This is a genomic window from Microbacterium sp. MPR-TSA4, assembly GCF_058792815.1.
Genome location: NZ_JBXAFF010000057.1, coordinates 1 through 15,750, shown reverse-complemented (window position 1 = coordinate 15,750; position 15,750 = coordinate 1). Strand labels below are relative to the sequence as shown.

The window sequence follows — 15,750 nt, the reverse complement described above, 5'->3', positions numbered from 1 at the left end:
ACAGGCCTTGCAGTTGCGTCAGGGGGATGCCGCGGCGCGGGGCGCTTCGACTCGCTGCGCTCGCTCAACGACCGGGCGTGAAGGCGGCACGGGCGACCGGGCCCAGCGCGACCGAACTGCAAGGGAACCGACGCAACACGCCGTGACCACGGCATCCACGCCGGTGTGTCGCCCGACAAGCCTTGCAGATGGGTCAGGGGGATGCCACGGGACGGGGCGTTTCGACTCGCTGCGCTCGCTCAACGACCGGGCAGTGGGGGCGCGGTCGACCGGGCCCAGCGTGACCGAACTGCAAGGGATCCGACGCGACACGCCGGGACCACGGCATCCACGCCGGTGTGTCGCCCGACAGGCCTTGCAGTTGCGTCGGGGGGATGCCGCGGCGCGGGGCGCTTCGACTCGCTGCGCTCGCTCAACGACCGGGCAGTGGGGGCGACGCGGTCGACCGGGCCCAGCACGACCGAACTGCAAGGGATCCGGCGCAACACGCCGTGACCACGGCATCCGCGCCGGCGTGTCGCCCGACAGACCTTGCAGATGCGTCGGTGGGATGCCACGGCGCGGGGCGCTTCGACCCGCTGCGCTCGCCCAACGACCGGGCGTGAGGGCGGCGCGGGCGACCGGGCCCAGCACGACCGGACTGCAAGGGATCCGACGCGACACGCCGGGACCACGACATCCACGCCGGTGTGTCGCCCGACAGGCCTTGCAGTTGCGTCAGGGGGATGCCGCGGGGCGGGGCGTTTCGACTCGCTGCGCTCGCTCAACGACCGGGCGTGAGGGCGGCGCGGGCGACCGGGCCCAGCACGGCCGGACTGCAAGGGATCCGGCGCAACACGCCGGGACCACGGCATCCGCGCCGGCGTGTCGCCTGACAGGCCTTGCAGTTGCGTCAAGCGGGATGCCGCGGGGCAAGGTCAGCCGACGGCGGTGCCGAACAGCGTGCCGACGAGGAAGGTCGCCCCGAGCGCGAGCGCCCCGCCGATCACCGTGCGCATGATGGCGCGACCGCGGTTGGCCCCGCCGAGCCAGGCGGCGAGGTAGCCGGTGACGGCCAGCGCGACGAGCACCGCGATGAAGGTCCAGATGAGGCGCGCCGGGTGCGGCAGCAGCAGGATCGTCGCCATCGGCAGGAGGGCGCCGACGGTGAACGCGATCGCCGACGCGAGGGCCGCGTGCCAGGGGCTGACGACGTCGTCCTGATCGATGTTGAGCTCGGCCGAGAGGTGCGCTGACAGCGCATCGCGCTCGGTGAGCTCGGTCGCGACGCGCGTCGCCGTCTCCTCGCTCAGTCCCTGCGCCCGGTACAGCCCGACGAGTTCGACGAACTCGGCTTCGGGATCGTCGGCGAGCTCCTTGCGCTCCTTCTCGATGAGCGCGCGCTCGGTGTCGCGCTGGCTGGACACCGAGACGTACTCGCCCAGCGCCATCGAGATCGCGCCGCCGACGAGCGCGGCCGATCCGGCCAGCAGCACGGGCATGACCTCCGACGTCGCACCGGCGACACCAACCACGACCGCGGCCGTCGACACGATGCCGTCGTTCGCGCCCAGCACCCCGGCGCGCAGCCAGTTGAGTCGCTGCGCGATGCCGGTGCGGTGCGGCTCGTCGGGGTGGGAGGAGTCCATCTCGCTCATACCGTCACCGTAGGCCGACCGCTGCGGGTCCGCCAGCAAGGCAAGCCCAAGCGAACTCGCCACCCCGGCCGTTGAGCGGGCGCAGCGCGTCGAAACGCGCCGTCAGGCGAGCGGATGCTCGTGCAGCGCCGACGAGAGGCTCGTCCCGTTGACGTCGAGGTACAGCTGGCCCTCGGTCACCGAGAGGGTGACGGCGTTGCGCCGCTCGACGGCGGCGGCCGCGGCATCCACGAACCCGGGGTCGAACGTGCGCAGCACGATGGCGTCGGCGCGGTGGATCTTCTTGCCCGCCCACAGGGGCAGGAGTTTCGCCGGGTCGCGGTGGCTGTAGACGACGGTGCGGTCGGCGAGCTTGCTGCCGCGGTGCAGCCGGTCGGCGTCGGGGGCGCCCACCTCGATCCAGGCGGTGATCGATCCGGTGGCGTCGCGCACGAGCACGGCGGGCTCGTCGGTGGCCGACACGCCCTCGGTGAACGCGATGCCCTCCACGTACTCGAGGCAGTACGCGAGGAGACGGGTGACCATGAAGGCGTCGGTCTCGGACGGATGCCGCGCCATGCGCAGCGACAACTCCTCGTAGACGCCGCGGTCGACATCCGCCACCTGGACATCGAAGGTATGCATCACCGCGCCGGTCGCCATCCCTCCAGCCTAGGCGGCCGACCGCCGCGACGCCGCCGTTATCCTGGTCGCAGCCAGGAGGAGAGAACCCATGCCGATCACGGATGCCGCGGCGCGCACCGAGGCGATCGCCGACTACCGCATCGTCGGTGCTCCGGCGGAGCCGAACCTCGAGGGCCTGGCTCGCCTCGCGACGACCCTGTGCCGCGTGAGCGGTGCGGCCGTCAACATCATCGACGACCGGTACCAGTACCAGGTGGCCACGTCGGGGGTGGAGGGGGCGATCTGCGATCGCGAGGACTCGATGTGCGCGGTCGTGCTGCCCGACGCCCGGCACGTCTTCGTCAGCGACGCGCGCGCGGACGAGCGCTTCGCGGCGAACCCGTTCGTCACCGGCGAGCGCGGTCGCGTGCGCTTCTACGCCTCCAGCCCTCTCATCACCCCCGCGGGCGTCGCGATCGGCACGCTGTGCGTCTTCGACGACACGACCGGCACCCTGACGGCGGAGCAGAGCGCCGCGCTGGACCTCCTCGCCGGGCAGGCCGTGGAGGTGCTCGAGCTCCGCCGGCTCACGCACGAGCTGGAGCGCTCGAACGATCAGCTCGCGCACTTCGCCGGCCAGATCAGCCACGACCTGCGCAACCCCCTCACCGCGCTCATGGGCCAGCTCGACCTCGCTCTCGACGGGTTGGACGACGGCGACGGCTCACGGACGGTGCGGGCGCTGGGGCGGGCGGATGCCGCGGCATCCCGCATGGGCACGATGATCACCGAACTGCTGGCGTACGCGCGCGTGGGCGGGGCGGAGGCCCACCGCGAGCCCGCGGCGCTCGGTGTGATCGTGGAGGGCGTGCTCGCCGACCTGGAGCGGGCGGTGGCCGCGTTCGACGCCGCGATCACCGTGCGCATCGAGCCCGACGACGCGATCGTCTGCGACCCGACGCTCCTCGCCGTGCTGCTGCAGAACCTCCTCGCCAATGCGCTGAAGTTCGCGGCATCCGCCGGGGTCTCCCCCCTCGTCGACCTCGACGCGCAGGTGGGCCCGGCCGGGTGGACGATCACGGTCGACGACAACGGACCGGGCGTGGCCCCCGAGCTGCGCGAGCGCGTGTTCGAGGTCATGGAACGCGGCGACCCGGGAGACGTGCCGGGGCTGGGGCTGGGACTCGCGACCTGCCGGCGCATCGTTCAGGCGCACGGCGGGCGCATCGCGATCGAGGACGGCGCGCGCGGCGGAGCGCGCGTGCGGGTGACGCTGCCGGCGGCGTGAGAGCGCTCGCCCGCCGCATCGGCGCGGGGCTCACTCGGGGTCGATGAGGAAGTTCGTGATGCGGGCGGTGGCCAAGTGGGCGCCGTCCTCGTGCGTGACGACGATCTGATGCGCCGTCGAACGACGCCCCAGATGCAGCGGGGTGGCCGTCGCACGGATGACGCCCTCGCGCGCGCCGCGGTGGTGCGTGATGTTCAGGTCGACACCGACGCACGCCTTGCCGAACGTGGAGGCGTAGACGAGCGCCGCCCACGACCCGACCGCCTCGGCGAGCGCCGCGCTCGCCCCGCCGTGCAGGCGCCCGAGCGACTGCGTGTTGCCCGCCACGGGCATCTCGGCGATCACGGCCGCCACGCTCTGCTCGAGGACGACGATGCCGAGCTTCTCGTCGAGGGCACCCGGGACGATGCGCCAGGGCTCGTACGGACCGGCGCGCAGCGCCGAGGGGTCGGCGGGGCTGCTCACCGCGTCGCCGCCGCATCGGTCGGGCGTCGCTGCAGGCCGTCCCAGGCGATGCGCAGCACGTCGTCGGCGATCGCATCGGGGTCGAGGGGACCGCCCGGCCGGTACCACTCGGTGAGCGAGTTGACCATGCCGAAGACGAGGCGGGTCGCCACGGCGGCGTCGATGTCGGCGGCGATGGCGCCGGCGGCCTGCGCGTCCTCGACGAGGGCCGTGACGCGCTGATCGAACAGGCGGCGGCGCTCCAGCGCCGCGCGCTCGACGTCGCTGTTGCCGCGCACCCGCAGCAGGAGCGTCACCTGGGGGAGCCGGGCGGCGAGCACCCGCACCGCCCCGCGCACGACGGCGCGCAGGGCTTCCATCGGCGGTATGTCCGCGGCCGCGGCCTCGTCGAGCACCGACTCGAGCGCCGTCAGCGCGTCGTCGAGCGCGGTGCTCAGGATCGACTCCTTGGAGTCGACGTGGTGGTAGAGCGCCGATTTGGTGAGGCCGAGCCGTCCGGCGAGATCGGCGACCGACGTGGCGTCGTAGCCCTGCTCGTCGAACAGCTGGACGGCGATCTCCACGACCTGCGCGCGGTCGTACCCCGGCCGCCCTCGGCGCGCAGCCGCCGGCGGGGTGGCCGTCTCCGGCTGCGGCGCGGTCGCGTGCACGGTCATCGCTCCAGTCTGGCACTGCGCCGATCGGGTCCGGCGGCGCGCGTCCCCGCATCCGGCGGCGGCGGGTTGCCCCGGCGTCGGGACCTCTGTCATTATTACTGAACGATCATTCGGTAATCAACCCCGATGAGCGGATCCGCCGATGGGGGCGGACGAGAGGATGACGATGTCCGAGGCCTACCTGATCGGCGGCATCCGCACCCCCGTCGGCCGTCACGGCGGAGCCCTCGCCGACGTACGGCCCGACGACCTCGCCGCCCTCGTGGTGCGCGCCGCCGTGGACCGCGCCGGCATCGCGGCCGACGCGGTCGACGAGGTGGTGCTCGGGGCGGCGAACCAGGCGGGCGAAGACAACAGGAACGTCGCCCGCATGGCGGTGCTGCTCGCGGGGCTGCCCGACGAGATCCCGGGTCTGACGGTGAACCGACTGTGCGCCTCCGGCATGTCGGCCATCGCGATCGCCGCCAACGCCGTCCGCGCCGGCGAGGCCGACGTGATCGTCGCCGGCGGCGTGGAGTCCATGACCCGCGCGCCCTGGGTGCAGGCCAAGCCGTCGCGTCCGTGGGCCGCGCCCGGCGAGACGCACGACACCTCGATCGGCTGGCGGTTCGTGAACCCCGCCCTCGCGCGGCGCGAGAAGGCCACCCTGTCGATGCCCGAGACGGCGGAGGAGGTGGCCCGGCTCGAGGGCATCACCCGGGCGGATGCCGACGCATTCGCGCTCCGCAGCCACCGGCTCGCGATCGCGGCGATCGACGCGGGACGATTCCGCGACGAGATCGTGCCGGTGCCCACCCGCGGCGGCGCCGTCGACACCGACGAGGGACCGCGCCGGGACACCTCCGCGGAGGCGCTGGCGGCCCTGCGCCCGGTCGTGACCGGCGGCGCGGTGGTCACCGCGGGAAACTCCAGCGCGCTCAACGACGGTGCCGCCGCCATCGTGGTGGCCAGCGCCGACGCGGTCGCCCGTCACGGTCTGCGGCCGCGGGCGCGGATCGTGGCGCACGCGGCGGCGGCGCTGGCGCCCGAGATCATGGGCCTCGGGCCCGTCCCGGCATCCGAGAAGGCCCTCCGCCGGGCGGGCCTGGACGTGTCCGACATGGGAGCCGTCGAGCTCAACGAGGCCTTCGCCGCGCAGTCACTGGCCGTGATCCGCCGCCTCGGGCTGCGCCCGGAGTCGGTGAACGCGGACGGCGGCGCGATCGCCCTCGGACATCCGCTGGGATCGAGCGGCGCGCGCCTGGTCGTCACCCTGCTGGGACGGCTCGAGCGGGAGCGGTCCCGCTACGGGCTCGCCACGATGTGCGTCGGCGTCGGCCAGGGCACCGCGATGATCGTCGAGCGCGTCGCCGACGGGGCGAGCACCCGATGACCGAGCCGAGCGTGCGCATCGAGGAGCGCCCCGACCGGGTGGTGGCGATCCTCGACCGACCGGCGACGCTCAACGCGATCGACCAGGCGATGGTCGACGAGCTGCACGCCCTGTGCGCCCTGCTCGAAGCGCACCCGAAGACGCTCCTGCTCACGGGCGCGGGCGGCGTGTTCGCCTCGGGCGCCGACATCGCACAGCTGCGCGAGCGCACCTCCGCCGATGCCCGCCGCGGCATCAACTCCACGCTGTTCCGCCGGATCCGCGCGCTGCCGATGCCCGTCGTCGCCGCGATCGACGGCTACGCGCTCGGCGGGGGCGCGGAGCTCGCCTACGCGGCCGACGTGCGCATCGCCACGCCGGGGGCACGGTTCGGCAACCCCGAGACGGGACTCGGCATCATCGCCGCCGCCGGCGCGACCTGGCGCCTGCCCGAGATCGTGGGGCACGCACGCGCGAGCGACCTCCTGCTGACCGGTCGGATGATCGACGGCGAGACCGCCCTCGCGTGGGGACTCGTGAGCGCTCTGCATGAGCGGGCGGAACTGCTGGCGGCAGCGCACGCGATCGTCGACCGCATCGCCGCCAACGGCGCACGCGCGACACAGCTGACCAAACAGGCGCTCAGCGCGCCGATCGAGGCCCACCCCGCGATCGAGCTCGAGCTGCAGGCGGAGCTGTTCGACAGCCCCGAGAAGGCGGCGCGCATGACCGCGTTCCTCGAGCGGCGTCGCGACCGCGCACACCGGACGGAGCCGCGCCGGTGAGCGCGCGGGATGCCGAGGCCACGGCCCCCGCCCGCGTGGGCGTGCTGGGCGGTGGACGGATGGGCGCCGGGATCGCGCACGCCTTCGTGCTGGCCGGCAGCCGGGTCGCCGTGGTCGAGCGGGACGAGGCGAGCGCGGAGGCCGCGCGCGGCCGCATCGGTCGGATGCTCGCGGAGTCGACGGCGCGCGGCTCCGCGACGGCGCCGCTGTCCGCGCTCGAGGCACGCGTGCGCGTCGGCCTCGACCCGGCCGCGTTCGACGGCGCCGACCTCGTGGTGGAGGCGGTGCCCGAAGACCGCGACGTCAAGACTGCGGCGCTGGCGCGCATCGCCGCGGTCGTGGGCGCGGCATCCGCGATCGCATCGAACACGTCGTCGATCTCGATCGACGCGCTCGCGACCGCGGTGACGCGGCCGGAGCGTTTCCTGGGCCTGCACTTCTTCAACCCGGTGCCCGCGTCGTCGCTCGTCGAGGTCGTCGCGGGGACGGCGACGACACCGGGGCTCGTCGAGCGTGCCCGCGGCTGGACGCGCGCTCTCGGCAAGACGCCCGTGGTGGTGCGCGACAGTCCGGGCTTCGCCTCGAGCCGCCTCGGCGTCGCCCTGGGACTGGAGGCCATCCGCATGCTCGAGGAGGGGGTGGCCGACGCCGCCGACATCGACGCGGCGATGGAGCTCGGCTACCGGCATCCGATGGGTCCGCTGCGCACGACCGACATCGTCGGCCTCGACGTGCGGCTCGGCATCGCCGAGGAGCTCGAGGCGGCATTCGGCCCGCGGTTCACGCCCCCGGCCCTGCTGCGGCGACTGGTCGCCGAGGGCAACCTCGGCCGCAAGACCGGTCGCGGGTTCTACGAATGGAGCGACGCCCGATGACCGAGATCCTGCCCAGCTACGTGCGCGACGGCTGGTGGTCGCCGACCGACGACAGCGAGACGGCGACGGTGCGCGATTCCTCGACCGGCGCCGAGGTGTGCCGCGTCGGCACGGTCGGCATCGACCTGGCCGGGGCCGTCGCCCACGCCCGCAGCGTCGGACAGGGCACGCTCGGCGCCCTGACCTTCCACCAGCGCGCCCTCCTGCTGAAGCAGTTCGCGATCGCGCTGACGGCGCGCAAGGACGAGCTGTACGCACTCTCGGCGCGCGCGGGCGCCACGGCGCGCGACGCGGCGGCCGACGTCGACGGCGGCATCGGCGTGCTGTTCACCTACGGCTCCAAGGGCCGCCGCGAGCTGCCGAATGCGCGGGTGGTGCTCGACGGGCCCGTCGAGACGCTGTCGGCGGACGGCTCGTTCCTCGGCCGGCACGTGCTCACGCGCCTGCCCGGGGTCGCCGTGCAGATCAACGCGTTCAACTTCCCCGTGTGGGGCGCCCTGGAGAAGTTCGCCCCCGCGTTCCTCGCCGGCATGCCGACGATCGTGAAGCCCGCGACGCCGACCGCCTACCTCGCGGAGGCGTGGGTGCGCATCCTCGTCGCATCCGGGCTCGTCCCCGACGGCACGCTGCAGCTGGTGAGCGGGCCGGTCCCCGGGCTGTTCGACCTGCTCGAGCTGGGCGACACCGTGAGCTTCACGGGCAGCGCCTCGACGGCCTCGCGCCTGCGCGCGCAGGTGCGGCCGGGCGTGCGGTTCACGAGCGAGACCGACTCGATCAACGCCTCCGTGCTGGGGCCGGATGCCGCGCCCGGCACCCCCGAGTTCGACGCGTTCGTCCGCCAGCTCCTGGTCGAGCTCACGACCAAGGCCGGCCAGAAGTGCACGGCGATCCGCCGCGCGATCGTGCCGGCCGGCCGGGAGAACGCGCTCATCGACGCGCTGGCCGCGCGGATCGCCGAGCGCGTCGTCGTCGGCGACCCCCGCGGTCCGGGCGTGACCATGGGACCGCTCGTCTCGCGCGACCAGCGCGACGAGGTGCTGCGCCAGGTCGCGGCGCTGCGCGAGGCCGGCGGGCGCCTGGTCCTCGGCGACGTCGACGAGCCCGCGGTCGTGCACGCCGACGGGACCGTCGCCCCCGCCGCCGAGGGGGCGTTCGTCGCACCGATCGTGCTCGCGTTCGACGCCGCGGATGCCGGGGCCGCGGTGCACGAGGTGGAGGCGTTCGGACCGGTCACGAGCGTGATCGGCTACCGCGACCTCGACGAGGCGGGCGCGCTCGTCGCCCGCGGCGGCGGCTCTCTCGTCACGAGCGTCGCGACGCATGATCCCGCGGTCGCGGCCGCGCTGCTGACGCGCATCGCCGACGTCAACGGGCGCGTGCTCTTCCTCGACCGCGACGACGCCCGCACATCCACGGGTCACGGGGCCCCCGTGCCGCATCTGGTGCACGGCGGGCCGGGTCGCGCCGGCGGGGGCGAGGAGCTCGGCGGCATCCGCGCCCTGCACCACTACCTGCAGCGCACGGCGGTGCAGGGCTCGCCGCGGATGCTGACCGCCGTGACGGGCGTGTGGCACGCCGGCGCCGAGGTCGACGTCTCGGACGTCCACCCGTTCCGCAAACCCCTCTCGCGGCTGCGCATCGGCGACCGGATCGCCTCCCCCTCGCGCGAGGTGACCCTCGACGACATCGAGGCGTTCGCGCACCTGACCGGAGACACCTTCTACGCCCACATGGACGAGGAGGCGGCCTCGGCGAACCCGTTCTTCCCGGGCCGGGTCGCCCACGGCTACCTGCTGGTGTCGTGGGCGGCCGGCCTGTTCGTCGATCCCGACCCGGGCCCCGTGCTCGCCAACTACGGGCTGGACGACCTGCGCCTGCTCACGCCGGTCTCGCCCGGCGACCGCATCCGCGTGACCCTCACGGCGAAGCAGATCACGCCGCGCGAGACCGACGACTACGGCGAGGTGCGCTGGGATGCGGTCATCCACAACCAGCGCGATGAGGTCGTCGCCGCCTACGACGTGCTGACGCTCGTGGCGAAGGAGTGGGCGGCGTGAGCGGCGCCGAGGAGATGATGCGCCGCGACGCGGCCTCCGCGATGCTCGGGATGATGGTCGAGCGCTCCGCTCCCGGCGACGCCGTCGTGTCGATGAGCGTCCGCCCCGACATGCTCAACGGCCATGCGATCACGCACGGGGGGATCGTGTTCGCCCTCGCCGACACCGCCTTCGCCATCGCGTGCAACGAGGACGAGCGGGTGACCGTGGCCGGGGGTGCGGACATCACGTTCCTGCACCCCACGACGGCGGGGCAGACGCTGACGGCGCACGCGGTGCGACGGGCACGGACGGGCCGCACGGGGCTCTACGACGTCCGGGTGGTCGATGAGACCGGCACCACCGTCGCCGAGATGCGCGGGCGTTCGGTGACGACGCGGCGCCACCCGGCCGGCGACCCCGGGGCCGGCGACCCCGCGGACGGGGGCGATCTTGACTTACTGAACGATCGGTCTGTAAAGTGACACCATCGTCCAGCCGAAGGAGTCGACGATGACGGCACCGACCGAGGATGAGCTCCACGGCGAGTTCGATGCGCTCATCGCGGCCGATCAGCGCATCGAACCGCGCGATTGGATGCCGGAGGCCTACCGCAGGACCCTCATCCGGCAGATCTCCCAGCACGCGCACTCCGAGATCATCGGCATGCAGCCCGAAGGGGCCTGGATCACGCGGGCCCCGAGCCTGAAGCGCAAGGCGATCCTGATGGCGAAGGTGCAGGACGAGGCCGGGCACGGGCTCTACCTCTACTCGGCGGCTCAGACGCTCGGCATCACGCGCGACGAGATGACCCGGCAGCTCATCGACGGACGCGCGAAGTACTCCTCGATCTTCAACTACCCCGCGCCGTCGTGGGCCGACATGGGCGCGATCGGGTGGCTCGTCGACGGTGCCGCGATCTGCAACCAGGTGCCGCTGTGCCGCGCTTCGTACGGACCGTACGGCCGCGCGATGGTGCGCATCTGCAAGGAGGAGTCGTTCCATCAGCGCCAGGGGTTCGAGATCCTCCTGAGCCTCATGCAGGGCACGCCCGCGCAGCGCGCGATGGCGCAGGAGAGCGTCGACCGCTGGTACTGGCCGGCGCTGATGATGTTCGGACCACCCGACGACGCCTCCCCAAACTCCGCGCAGTCGATGGCGTGGAAGATCAAGCGGTTCAGCAACGACGAGCTGCGCCAACGCTTCGTCGGGATGCTCGTCCCACAGGCCGCGGCGCTGGGGGTGACCCTTCCCGACTCCGCCCTGCGCTTCGACGAGGAGCAGGGGCGCTGGATCATGAGCGAGATCGACTGGACCGAGTTCCACGAGGTGCTCGCGGGGCGCGGCCCCCTCAACGCCGAGCGCATCCGCAACCGGCGCGACGCGCACGAGGAGGGCGCGTGGGTGCGCGAAGCGGCCGCGGCCTACGCGGCCAAGAAGGCGGCGCGGACCGCCGCGACGGGCAGGGCCGCCTGATGCCGACGCCGGGCGGCTCCCCCGACGAGACGTGGCCGCTGTGGGAGGTCTTCGTCCGCGCGAGCCGCGGCCTGAGCCACGTGCATGTCGGATCGCTGCACGCGCCCGACGCCGAGCTGGCGGTGCGCAACGCCCGCGACCTGTACACGCGACGGGGCGAGGGCGTGTCGATCTGGGTGGTCCCCTCGGATGCCGTCACCACGAGCGATCCGGGAGCGAAGGGCGCCTTCTTCGAGTCCCCGGCGGGCAAGAACTACCGCCACGCCGCCTACTACACGGCATCCGAGGGGGTGCCGCACCTGTGACCCCGACATCCGACGACGGCCCGCACGGCACGGTCGAGGTCGACCGCGCCGCACTCGACGAGGAGTTGCGGGGCACTCGCCGCCGCGCCGCGACGGCCGACGTCGCAGAGTACGCGCTGCGACTGGGCGACGACGCGCTCGTGCTGGCCCAGCAGCTCTCGCGCTGGATCGCGCACGCCCCGGAGCTGGAGGAAGACGTCGCGCTGGCCAACATCGCACTCGACCTCCTGGGCCACGCGCGCTCGCTGCTGCGCTTCGCCGGCTCGTACGACGGCAGGTCGGAGGACGACCTCGCCTACTTCCGGGGTGAGCCCGAGTTCCGCAGCGCGTGGCTGTTCGAGCAGGAAAACGGCGACTTCGCCCGCACGATCGCCCGCCAGCTGATCGCCTCGGTCTACCTGTTCGAGCTCTACACCGACCTGCAGGCCTCCGAGGAGCCGGCGCTGGCCGAGATCGCGGCCAAGGCCCTCAAAGAGGTGGACTACCACCGCGATCACGCCGCGCAGTGGACGCTCCGCCTCGCCGGCGGAACCGACACGTCGCGCCGCCGCCTGCTCCGCGGACTGACCGACGTGTGGCCCTACGTCGACGAGCTGTTCCGCGACGACGCGCTCATCGACCGCCTCGGCGGCATCGCCGTGCGTCCGTCGTCTCTGCGGGAACGCTTCGACGACGTGGTCGCGGGCGTGCTCGCCGAGGAGGAGATGAGCGTCCCCGGGGTTCCCCCCGCCGCCGGGGGCGGGCGCGACGGACGGCACTTCCCCACGCTGGGGTTCGTGCTGGCCGAGATGCAGGTGCTCGCCCGACAGCATCCGGGGGCGACGTGGTGACCGCGGCGGCGGTCGAGACGGCGCGCGCCGCGGTCGCCGCCGTCTGCGACCCGGAGATGCCCGTGCTCACCATCGACGACCTCGGCGTGCTCCGGGACGTCCGCGTCGACGAACGCGGGGTCGTCGTGACGATCACGCCCACCTACTCGGGCTGTCCGGCGATGGACGCGATCCGCGACGACATCGTGCGGGCGCTCGCGCACGCGGGATTCGACCGGGTGAGCGTCGAGACCGTGCTGTCGCCCGCGTGGACGACCGACTGGATGAGCGATGCCGCACGGCGCAAGCTCGTCGCCGCCGGCATCGCACCGCCCTCCGGACGGGCCTCCCTGGGGCGGTCGGGCGGCCCCGTCCGCGTGCGCCTCGCGGTGCGCTGCCCGCGCTGCGGCTCCCTCGACACGCAGGAGGTGTCGCGGTTCGGCTCGACCTCGTGCACGGCGCTGTTCTCCTGCCGCGCCTGCCGGGAACCCTTCGACCATGTCAAGGCGCTCTGAGGGGGATCCGACCGTGCGCACCGACACCGCCGCGCCCGCCCGCCGCCGCGCCCGCTTCCACCGTCTGCGGGTGGCGGACGTGCGCGCGCTGACGGCGGATGCCGTGGAGGTCACGTTCGCGGTGCCCGACGAGCTCGCCGACGCGTTCGACTACGCCCCCGGGCAGTACGTGGCGCTGCGCACCGCGATCGACGGCGTCGAGGTGCGGCGCTCGTACTCGATCTGCCGGCCGCCGGTGCGCGGCGCCATCGCCGTGGGCATCAAGCGCGATCCCGGTGGGCGCTTCTCGACGTGGGCGCACACGGCGCTGCGGCCGGGCGACGAGATCGACGTGATGAGCCCGCAGGGCACGTTCGTGTCGGCGCGGGCCGATGCCGCCGCCGGCCACGTGGTCGGCATCGCGGCGGGCTCCGGGATCACACCGATCATGTCCCTCGCGGCATCCGTGCTGAGCGCCTCGGCGACGTCGCGGTTCACGCTCGTGTACACCAACCGCTCGTCGACGGACGTGATGTTCGTCGACGAGCTGGCCGACCTCAAGGACCGCTATCCCGCGCGCATCGCCGTGCACCACGTGCTCTCGCGCGAACAGCGCGCCGCCCCGGTGCTGTCCGGACGCATCGACGAGGAGCGGCTGCGGCTCATCCTCACCGCGCTCATCCGCCCCGAGACGGTCGACGAGTGGTTCCTCTGCGGCCCGTTCGCGCTCGTGCAGCTCTGCCGTGACGTGCTCGCCGATCTGGGCGTCGACGCGGACCGCGTGCGCTTCGAGCTCTTCACGACCGGGGAGGCCACGGCGCCCGCCACGACACCCGGCACGGCGGGCGGGCGACCGCGCGCTGCGCGGCCCGACGAGCGGGTGCACCGCATCGACCTCACGCTGGACGGCACCTCGACGCGCGTCGACAGCCCGGTCGACGCGCACGAGAGCATCCTGACGGCCGCGCTGCGGGTGCGCCCCGACGTGCCCTTCGCGTGCGCGGGCGGGGTCTGCGGCACCTGCCGTGCACGCCTCGTCTCGGGTTCCGTGCAGATGAGCGAGAACTATGCGCTGGAGCCCGAGGAGATCGAGCGCGGCTACGTGCTCACCTGCCAGTCCCACCCGACGACCGCACGCGTCGTCGTCGACTACGACGTGTGAGGGGAAGCCGTGATCGAGTACGCGTTCGAGCGCATCGAGACGGATGCCGGAGACACCGCCGATCTGGCGACGATCACGCTCCGCAACGCGGCGGTCCGCAACGCCGTCGACGAGGAGGCGCTGCGCGCCCTCGACGCCGCGTACCGGAGGGCGGAGGCGGACGGCGCCCGCGCCGTGCTGCTGCAGGGCGAGGGCCGAGCCTTCTGCGCGGGGCGGGACATCTCCCGCGTCGATCCGCGCACCGACGACGTGCCGGGCTACCTCGACGGCCTGCTGGCACCCCTGCTGCGACGGATCGCGGACTTCCCGGCGCCCACCTTCGCGGCGGCCCAGGGCGCCTGCCTCGGCGTGGGCCTCGGCCTGCTGATCGCCACGGACGTCGTGTACGTGGCCGACGACGCCAAGATCGGGTCGCCCTTCGGCGCGCTCGGTGCGGCGCTGGACTCGGGGGGCCACGCGTTCTTCCTCGAACGGCTGGGGGCGCACCGCACCCTCGACCTCGTCTACACCGGCCGCCTCCTCACCGGCGCCGAGGCGGTCGCGGGCGGTCTCTTCTCGCGGTCGATGTCCCCGGACGAGCTGGCCCCTCGCACCCGCGAGGCGGCGATCGCCGCGGCATCCGGCCCCACCGCCGCCTTCGTCGCGAGCAAGCGGCTCCTGTGGCGGCTGCGCACCGAGCGGCTCGGCTTCTGGGATGCGCTCGACGCCGAGAGCAGCGTGCAGGCGACCCTGTCGACGACCGAGGACTACCGCGAGGGCTTCGCCGCGTTCCAGCAGCGGCGCGCACCCGTGTTCCGCGGACGGTGAGCCGGTGTCGGCGACGTGCGGCAGAGTGTGAAGCGCACGTCTTCGGACCCCACCGGAAGGACCCCATGCAGCAGCGCACGATCGGACCGTTCACCGTCTCCGCCATCGGGCTGGGCGCCATGCCCGTCTCGATGAACAACGACAACGTCCTGCCCGATCGGGGCGACGCCGTGGCGACGGTGCACGCGGCACTGGATGCCGGGGTCACCTTCATCGACACGGCCGACATCTACGCGCCGTCCTGGGATCAGATGGGCCACAACGAGCGCATCGTCCGCGATGCGCTCGCCTCGTGGGACGGCGACACGAGCGGCATCCTCGTCGGCACGAAGGGCGGCATCACGCGCACGGCCGAGAAGGACTTCGGCCGCGACGGCTCGCTCGCCTACCTGCGCTCAGCGGTGCAGCGCTCCCTGGACAACCTCGGGGTCGAGGTCATCGACCTCTACCAGTACCACCGCCCCGACCGCTGGATGGTCTACGGCGAGATCATGCAGAACCTGAAGGCACTGCAGGACGAGGGACTCGTCCGCGCGATCGGCATCTCCAACGCGAGCGTCGAGGAGATCGCGATCGCCCGGGAGGTTCTCGGCGAGGGCAACCTGACCAGCGTGCAGAACGAGTTCTCGCCGCGGCATCCGGGCAGCTTCGACGAGCTGCGGTACTGCGACGCGCACGGCATCGCCTTCCTGCCGTGGAGCCCGCTCGGCGGCACCGGCGGGGGCGGGCGTTCGGTGGGCGAGCGGTTCGGCGTCTTCCGGGAGATCGGCGAGGCGCACGGCGTCAGTCCTCAGCAGGTGGTGCTCGCGTGGGAGCTGTCGCTGAGCCCCGTCGTGGTCCCGATTCCGGGGGCGCGACGCGCGGCATCCATCATCGACTCGGCGCGCGCAGCCGACCTCGTGCTCGATGCGGACGAGCTCGCACGCTGCTCCGCCGCGGTGGGACTCGAGCTCTGACACCGCGTTTCGACTCGCTGCGCTCGCTCAACGACCGGGGGCGAG

The 15,750-nt window shown here is 73.3% G+C and carries 17 protein-coding genes; 13 read left to right on the top strand and 4 right to left on the bottom strand.

Annotated features, from left to right (window positions below; genetic code table 11):
• Positions 1-917: 917 nt before the first annotated feature.
• Both AC1Q49_RS14865 and AC1Q49_RS14860 read right to left on the bottom strand, forming a co-directional pair.
• Positions 918-1,628 carry a VIT1/CCC1 transporter family protein gene (locus tag AC1Q49_RS14865; protein WP_492493101.1) on the bottom strand — a complete coding sequence of 237 codons (711 nt, stop codon included), beginning with the start codon at positions 1,626-1,628 and terminating at the stop codon, positions 918-920.
• A gap of 111 nt (positions 1,629-1,739) precedes the next feature.
• On the bottom strand, positions 1,740-2,279 hold the full coding sequence (locus tag AC1Q49_RS14860) for a YaeQ family protein (protein WP_060960614.1): 540 nt from the start codon (positions 2,277-2,279) through the stop codon (positions 1,740-1,742).
• A gap of 70 nt (positions 2,280-2,349) precedes the next feature.
• On the opposite strand from AC1Q49_RS14860, the gene AC1Q49_RS14855 reads away from it, so the two are divergent.
• Positions 2,350-3,528, top strand: a complete 1,179-nt coding sequence (locus AC1Q49_RS14855) for a sensor histidine kinase (RefSeq protein WP_492493099.1) — start codon at positions 2,350-2,352, stop codon at positions 3,526-3,528.
• Between the two features lie 30 nt (positions 3,529-3,558).
• On the opposite strand, the gene AC1Q49_RS14850 is transcribed toward AC1Q49_RS14855, so the two are convergent.
• Complete coding sequence (locus tag AC1Q49_RS14850) at positions 3,559-3,993, bottom strand: PaaI family thioesterase (RefSeq protein WP_223848747.1); 435 nt, start codon at positions 3,991-3,993, stop codon at positions 3,559-3,561.
• Complete coding sequence (locus tag AC1Q49_RS14845; protein ID WP_492493097.1) at positions 3,990-4,649, bottom strand: TetR/AcrR family transcriptional regulator; 660 nt, start codon at positions 4,647-4,649, stop codon at positions 3,990-3,992. Before AC1Q49_RS14845 ends, AC1Q49_RS14850 begins: the two co-directional genes overlap by 4 nt.
• A 166-nt stretch (positions 4,650-4,815) precedes the next feature.
• On the opposite strand from AC1Q49_RS14845, the gene AC1Q49_RS14840 reads away from it, so the two are divergent.
• The 12 genes from AC1Q49_RS14840 (at position 4,816) to AC1Q49_RS14785 (ending at position 15,705) form a co-directional block, all read left to right on the top strand.
• Complete coding sequence (locus AC1Q49_RS14840; RefSeq protein WP_191009123.1) at positions 4,816-6,021, top strand: thiolase family protein; 1,206 nt, start codon at positions 4,816-4,818, stop codon at positions 6,019-6,021.
• Positions 6,018-6,785: an enoyl-CoA hydratase/isomerase family protein gene (locus AC1Q49_RS14835; RefSeq protein ID WP_205283531.1), complete on the top strand. Its 768-nt coding sequence runs from the start codon at positions 6,018-6,020 to the stop codon at positions 6,783-6,785. Before AC1Q49_RS14840 ends, AC1Q49_RS14835 begins: the two co-directional genes overlap by 4 nt.
• Positions 6,782-7,660, top strand: coding sequence for a 3-hydroxyacyl-CoA dehydrogenase family protein (locus tag AC1Q49_RS14830; RefSeq protein ID WP_492493094.1), 879 nt, complete (start codon positions 6,782-6,784; stop codon positions 7,658-7,660). Before AC1Q49_RS14835 ends, AC1Q49_RS14830 begins: the two co-directional genes overlap by 4 nt.
• Complete coding sequence (gene paaZ / locus AC1Q49_RS14825; protein ID WP_492493092.1) at positions 7,657-9,717, top strand: phenylacetic acid degradation bifunctional protein PaaZ; 2,061 nt, start codon at positions 7,657-7,659, stop codon at positions 9,715-9,717. Before AC1Q49_RS14830 ends, paaZ begins: the two co-directional genes overlap by 4 nt.
• Positions 9,714-10,181: a hydroxyphenylacetyl-CoA thioesterase PaaI gene (paaI, locus tag AC1Q49_RS14820; RefSeq protein ID WP_492493090.1), complete on the top strand. Its 468-nt coding sequence runs from the start codon at positions 9,714-9,716 to the stop codon at positions 10,179-10,181. Before paaZ ends, paaI begins: the two co-directional genes overlap by 4 nt.
• A gap of 28 nt (positions 10,182-10,209) precedes the next feature.
• Positions 10,210-11,172, top strand: coding sequence for a 1,2-phenylacetyl-CoA epoxidase subunit PaaA (paaA, locus tag AC1Q49_RS14815; protein WP_492493088.1), 963 nt, complete (start codon positions 10,210-10,212; stop codon positions 11,170-11,172).
• Positions 11,172-11,477 (top strand): 1,2-phenylacetyl-CoA epoxidase subunit PaaB, encoded by a 306-nt coding sequence (gene paaB, locus AC1Q49_RS14810; protein WP_060960606.1) that lies wholly within the window; start codon positions 11,172-11,174, stop codon positions 11,475-11,477. Before paaA ends, paaB begins: the two co-directional genes overlap by 1 nt.
• Positions 11,474-12,307: a 1,2-phenylacetyl-CoA epoxidase subunit PaaC gene (gene paaC / locus AC1Q49_RS14805; RefSeq protein WP_492493086.1), complete on the top strand. Its 834-nt coding sequence runs from the start codon at positions 11,474-11,476 to the stop codon at positions 12,305-12,307. Before paaB ends, paaC begins: the two co-directional genes overlap by 4 nt.
• On the top strand, positions 12,304-12,801 hold the full coding sequence (gene paaD / locus AC1Q49_RS14800; protein WP_492493084.1) for a 1,2-phenylacetyl-CoA epoxidase subunit PaaD: 498 nt from the start codon (positions 12,304-12,306) through the stop codon (positions 12,799-12,801). The genes paaC and paaD overlap by 4 nt, the downstream gene beginning before the upstream one ends.
• Entirely contained in the window at positions 12,785-13,942 is a 1,158-nt protein-coding gene (gene paaE / locus AC1Q49_RS14795; protein WP_492493082.1) for a 1,2-phenylacetyl-CoA epoxidase subunit PaaE, read from the top strand. The genes paaD and paaE overlap by 17 nt, the downstream gene beginning before the upstream one ends.
• Before the next feature lie 9 nt (positions 13,943-13,951).
• Complete coding sequence (locus AC1Q49_RS14790; RefSeq protein WP_492493080.1) at positions 13,952-14,749, top strand: enoyl-CoA hydratase/isomerase family protein; 798 nt, start codon at positions 13,952-13,954, stop codon at positions 14,747-14,749.
• A gap of 65 nt (positions 14,750-14,814) precedes the next feature.
• The gene (locus AC1Q49_RS14785; protein WP_492493078.1) at positions 14,815-15,705 is read left to right on the top strand and encodes an aldo/keto reductase; all 891 of its coding nucleotides are present in this window, start codon (positions 14,815-14,817) and stop codon (positions 15,703-15,705) included.
• Positions 15,706-15,750: the final 45 nt, after the last annotated feature.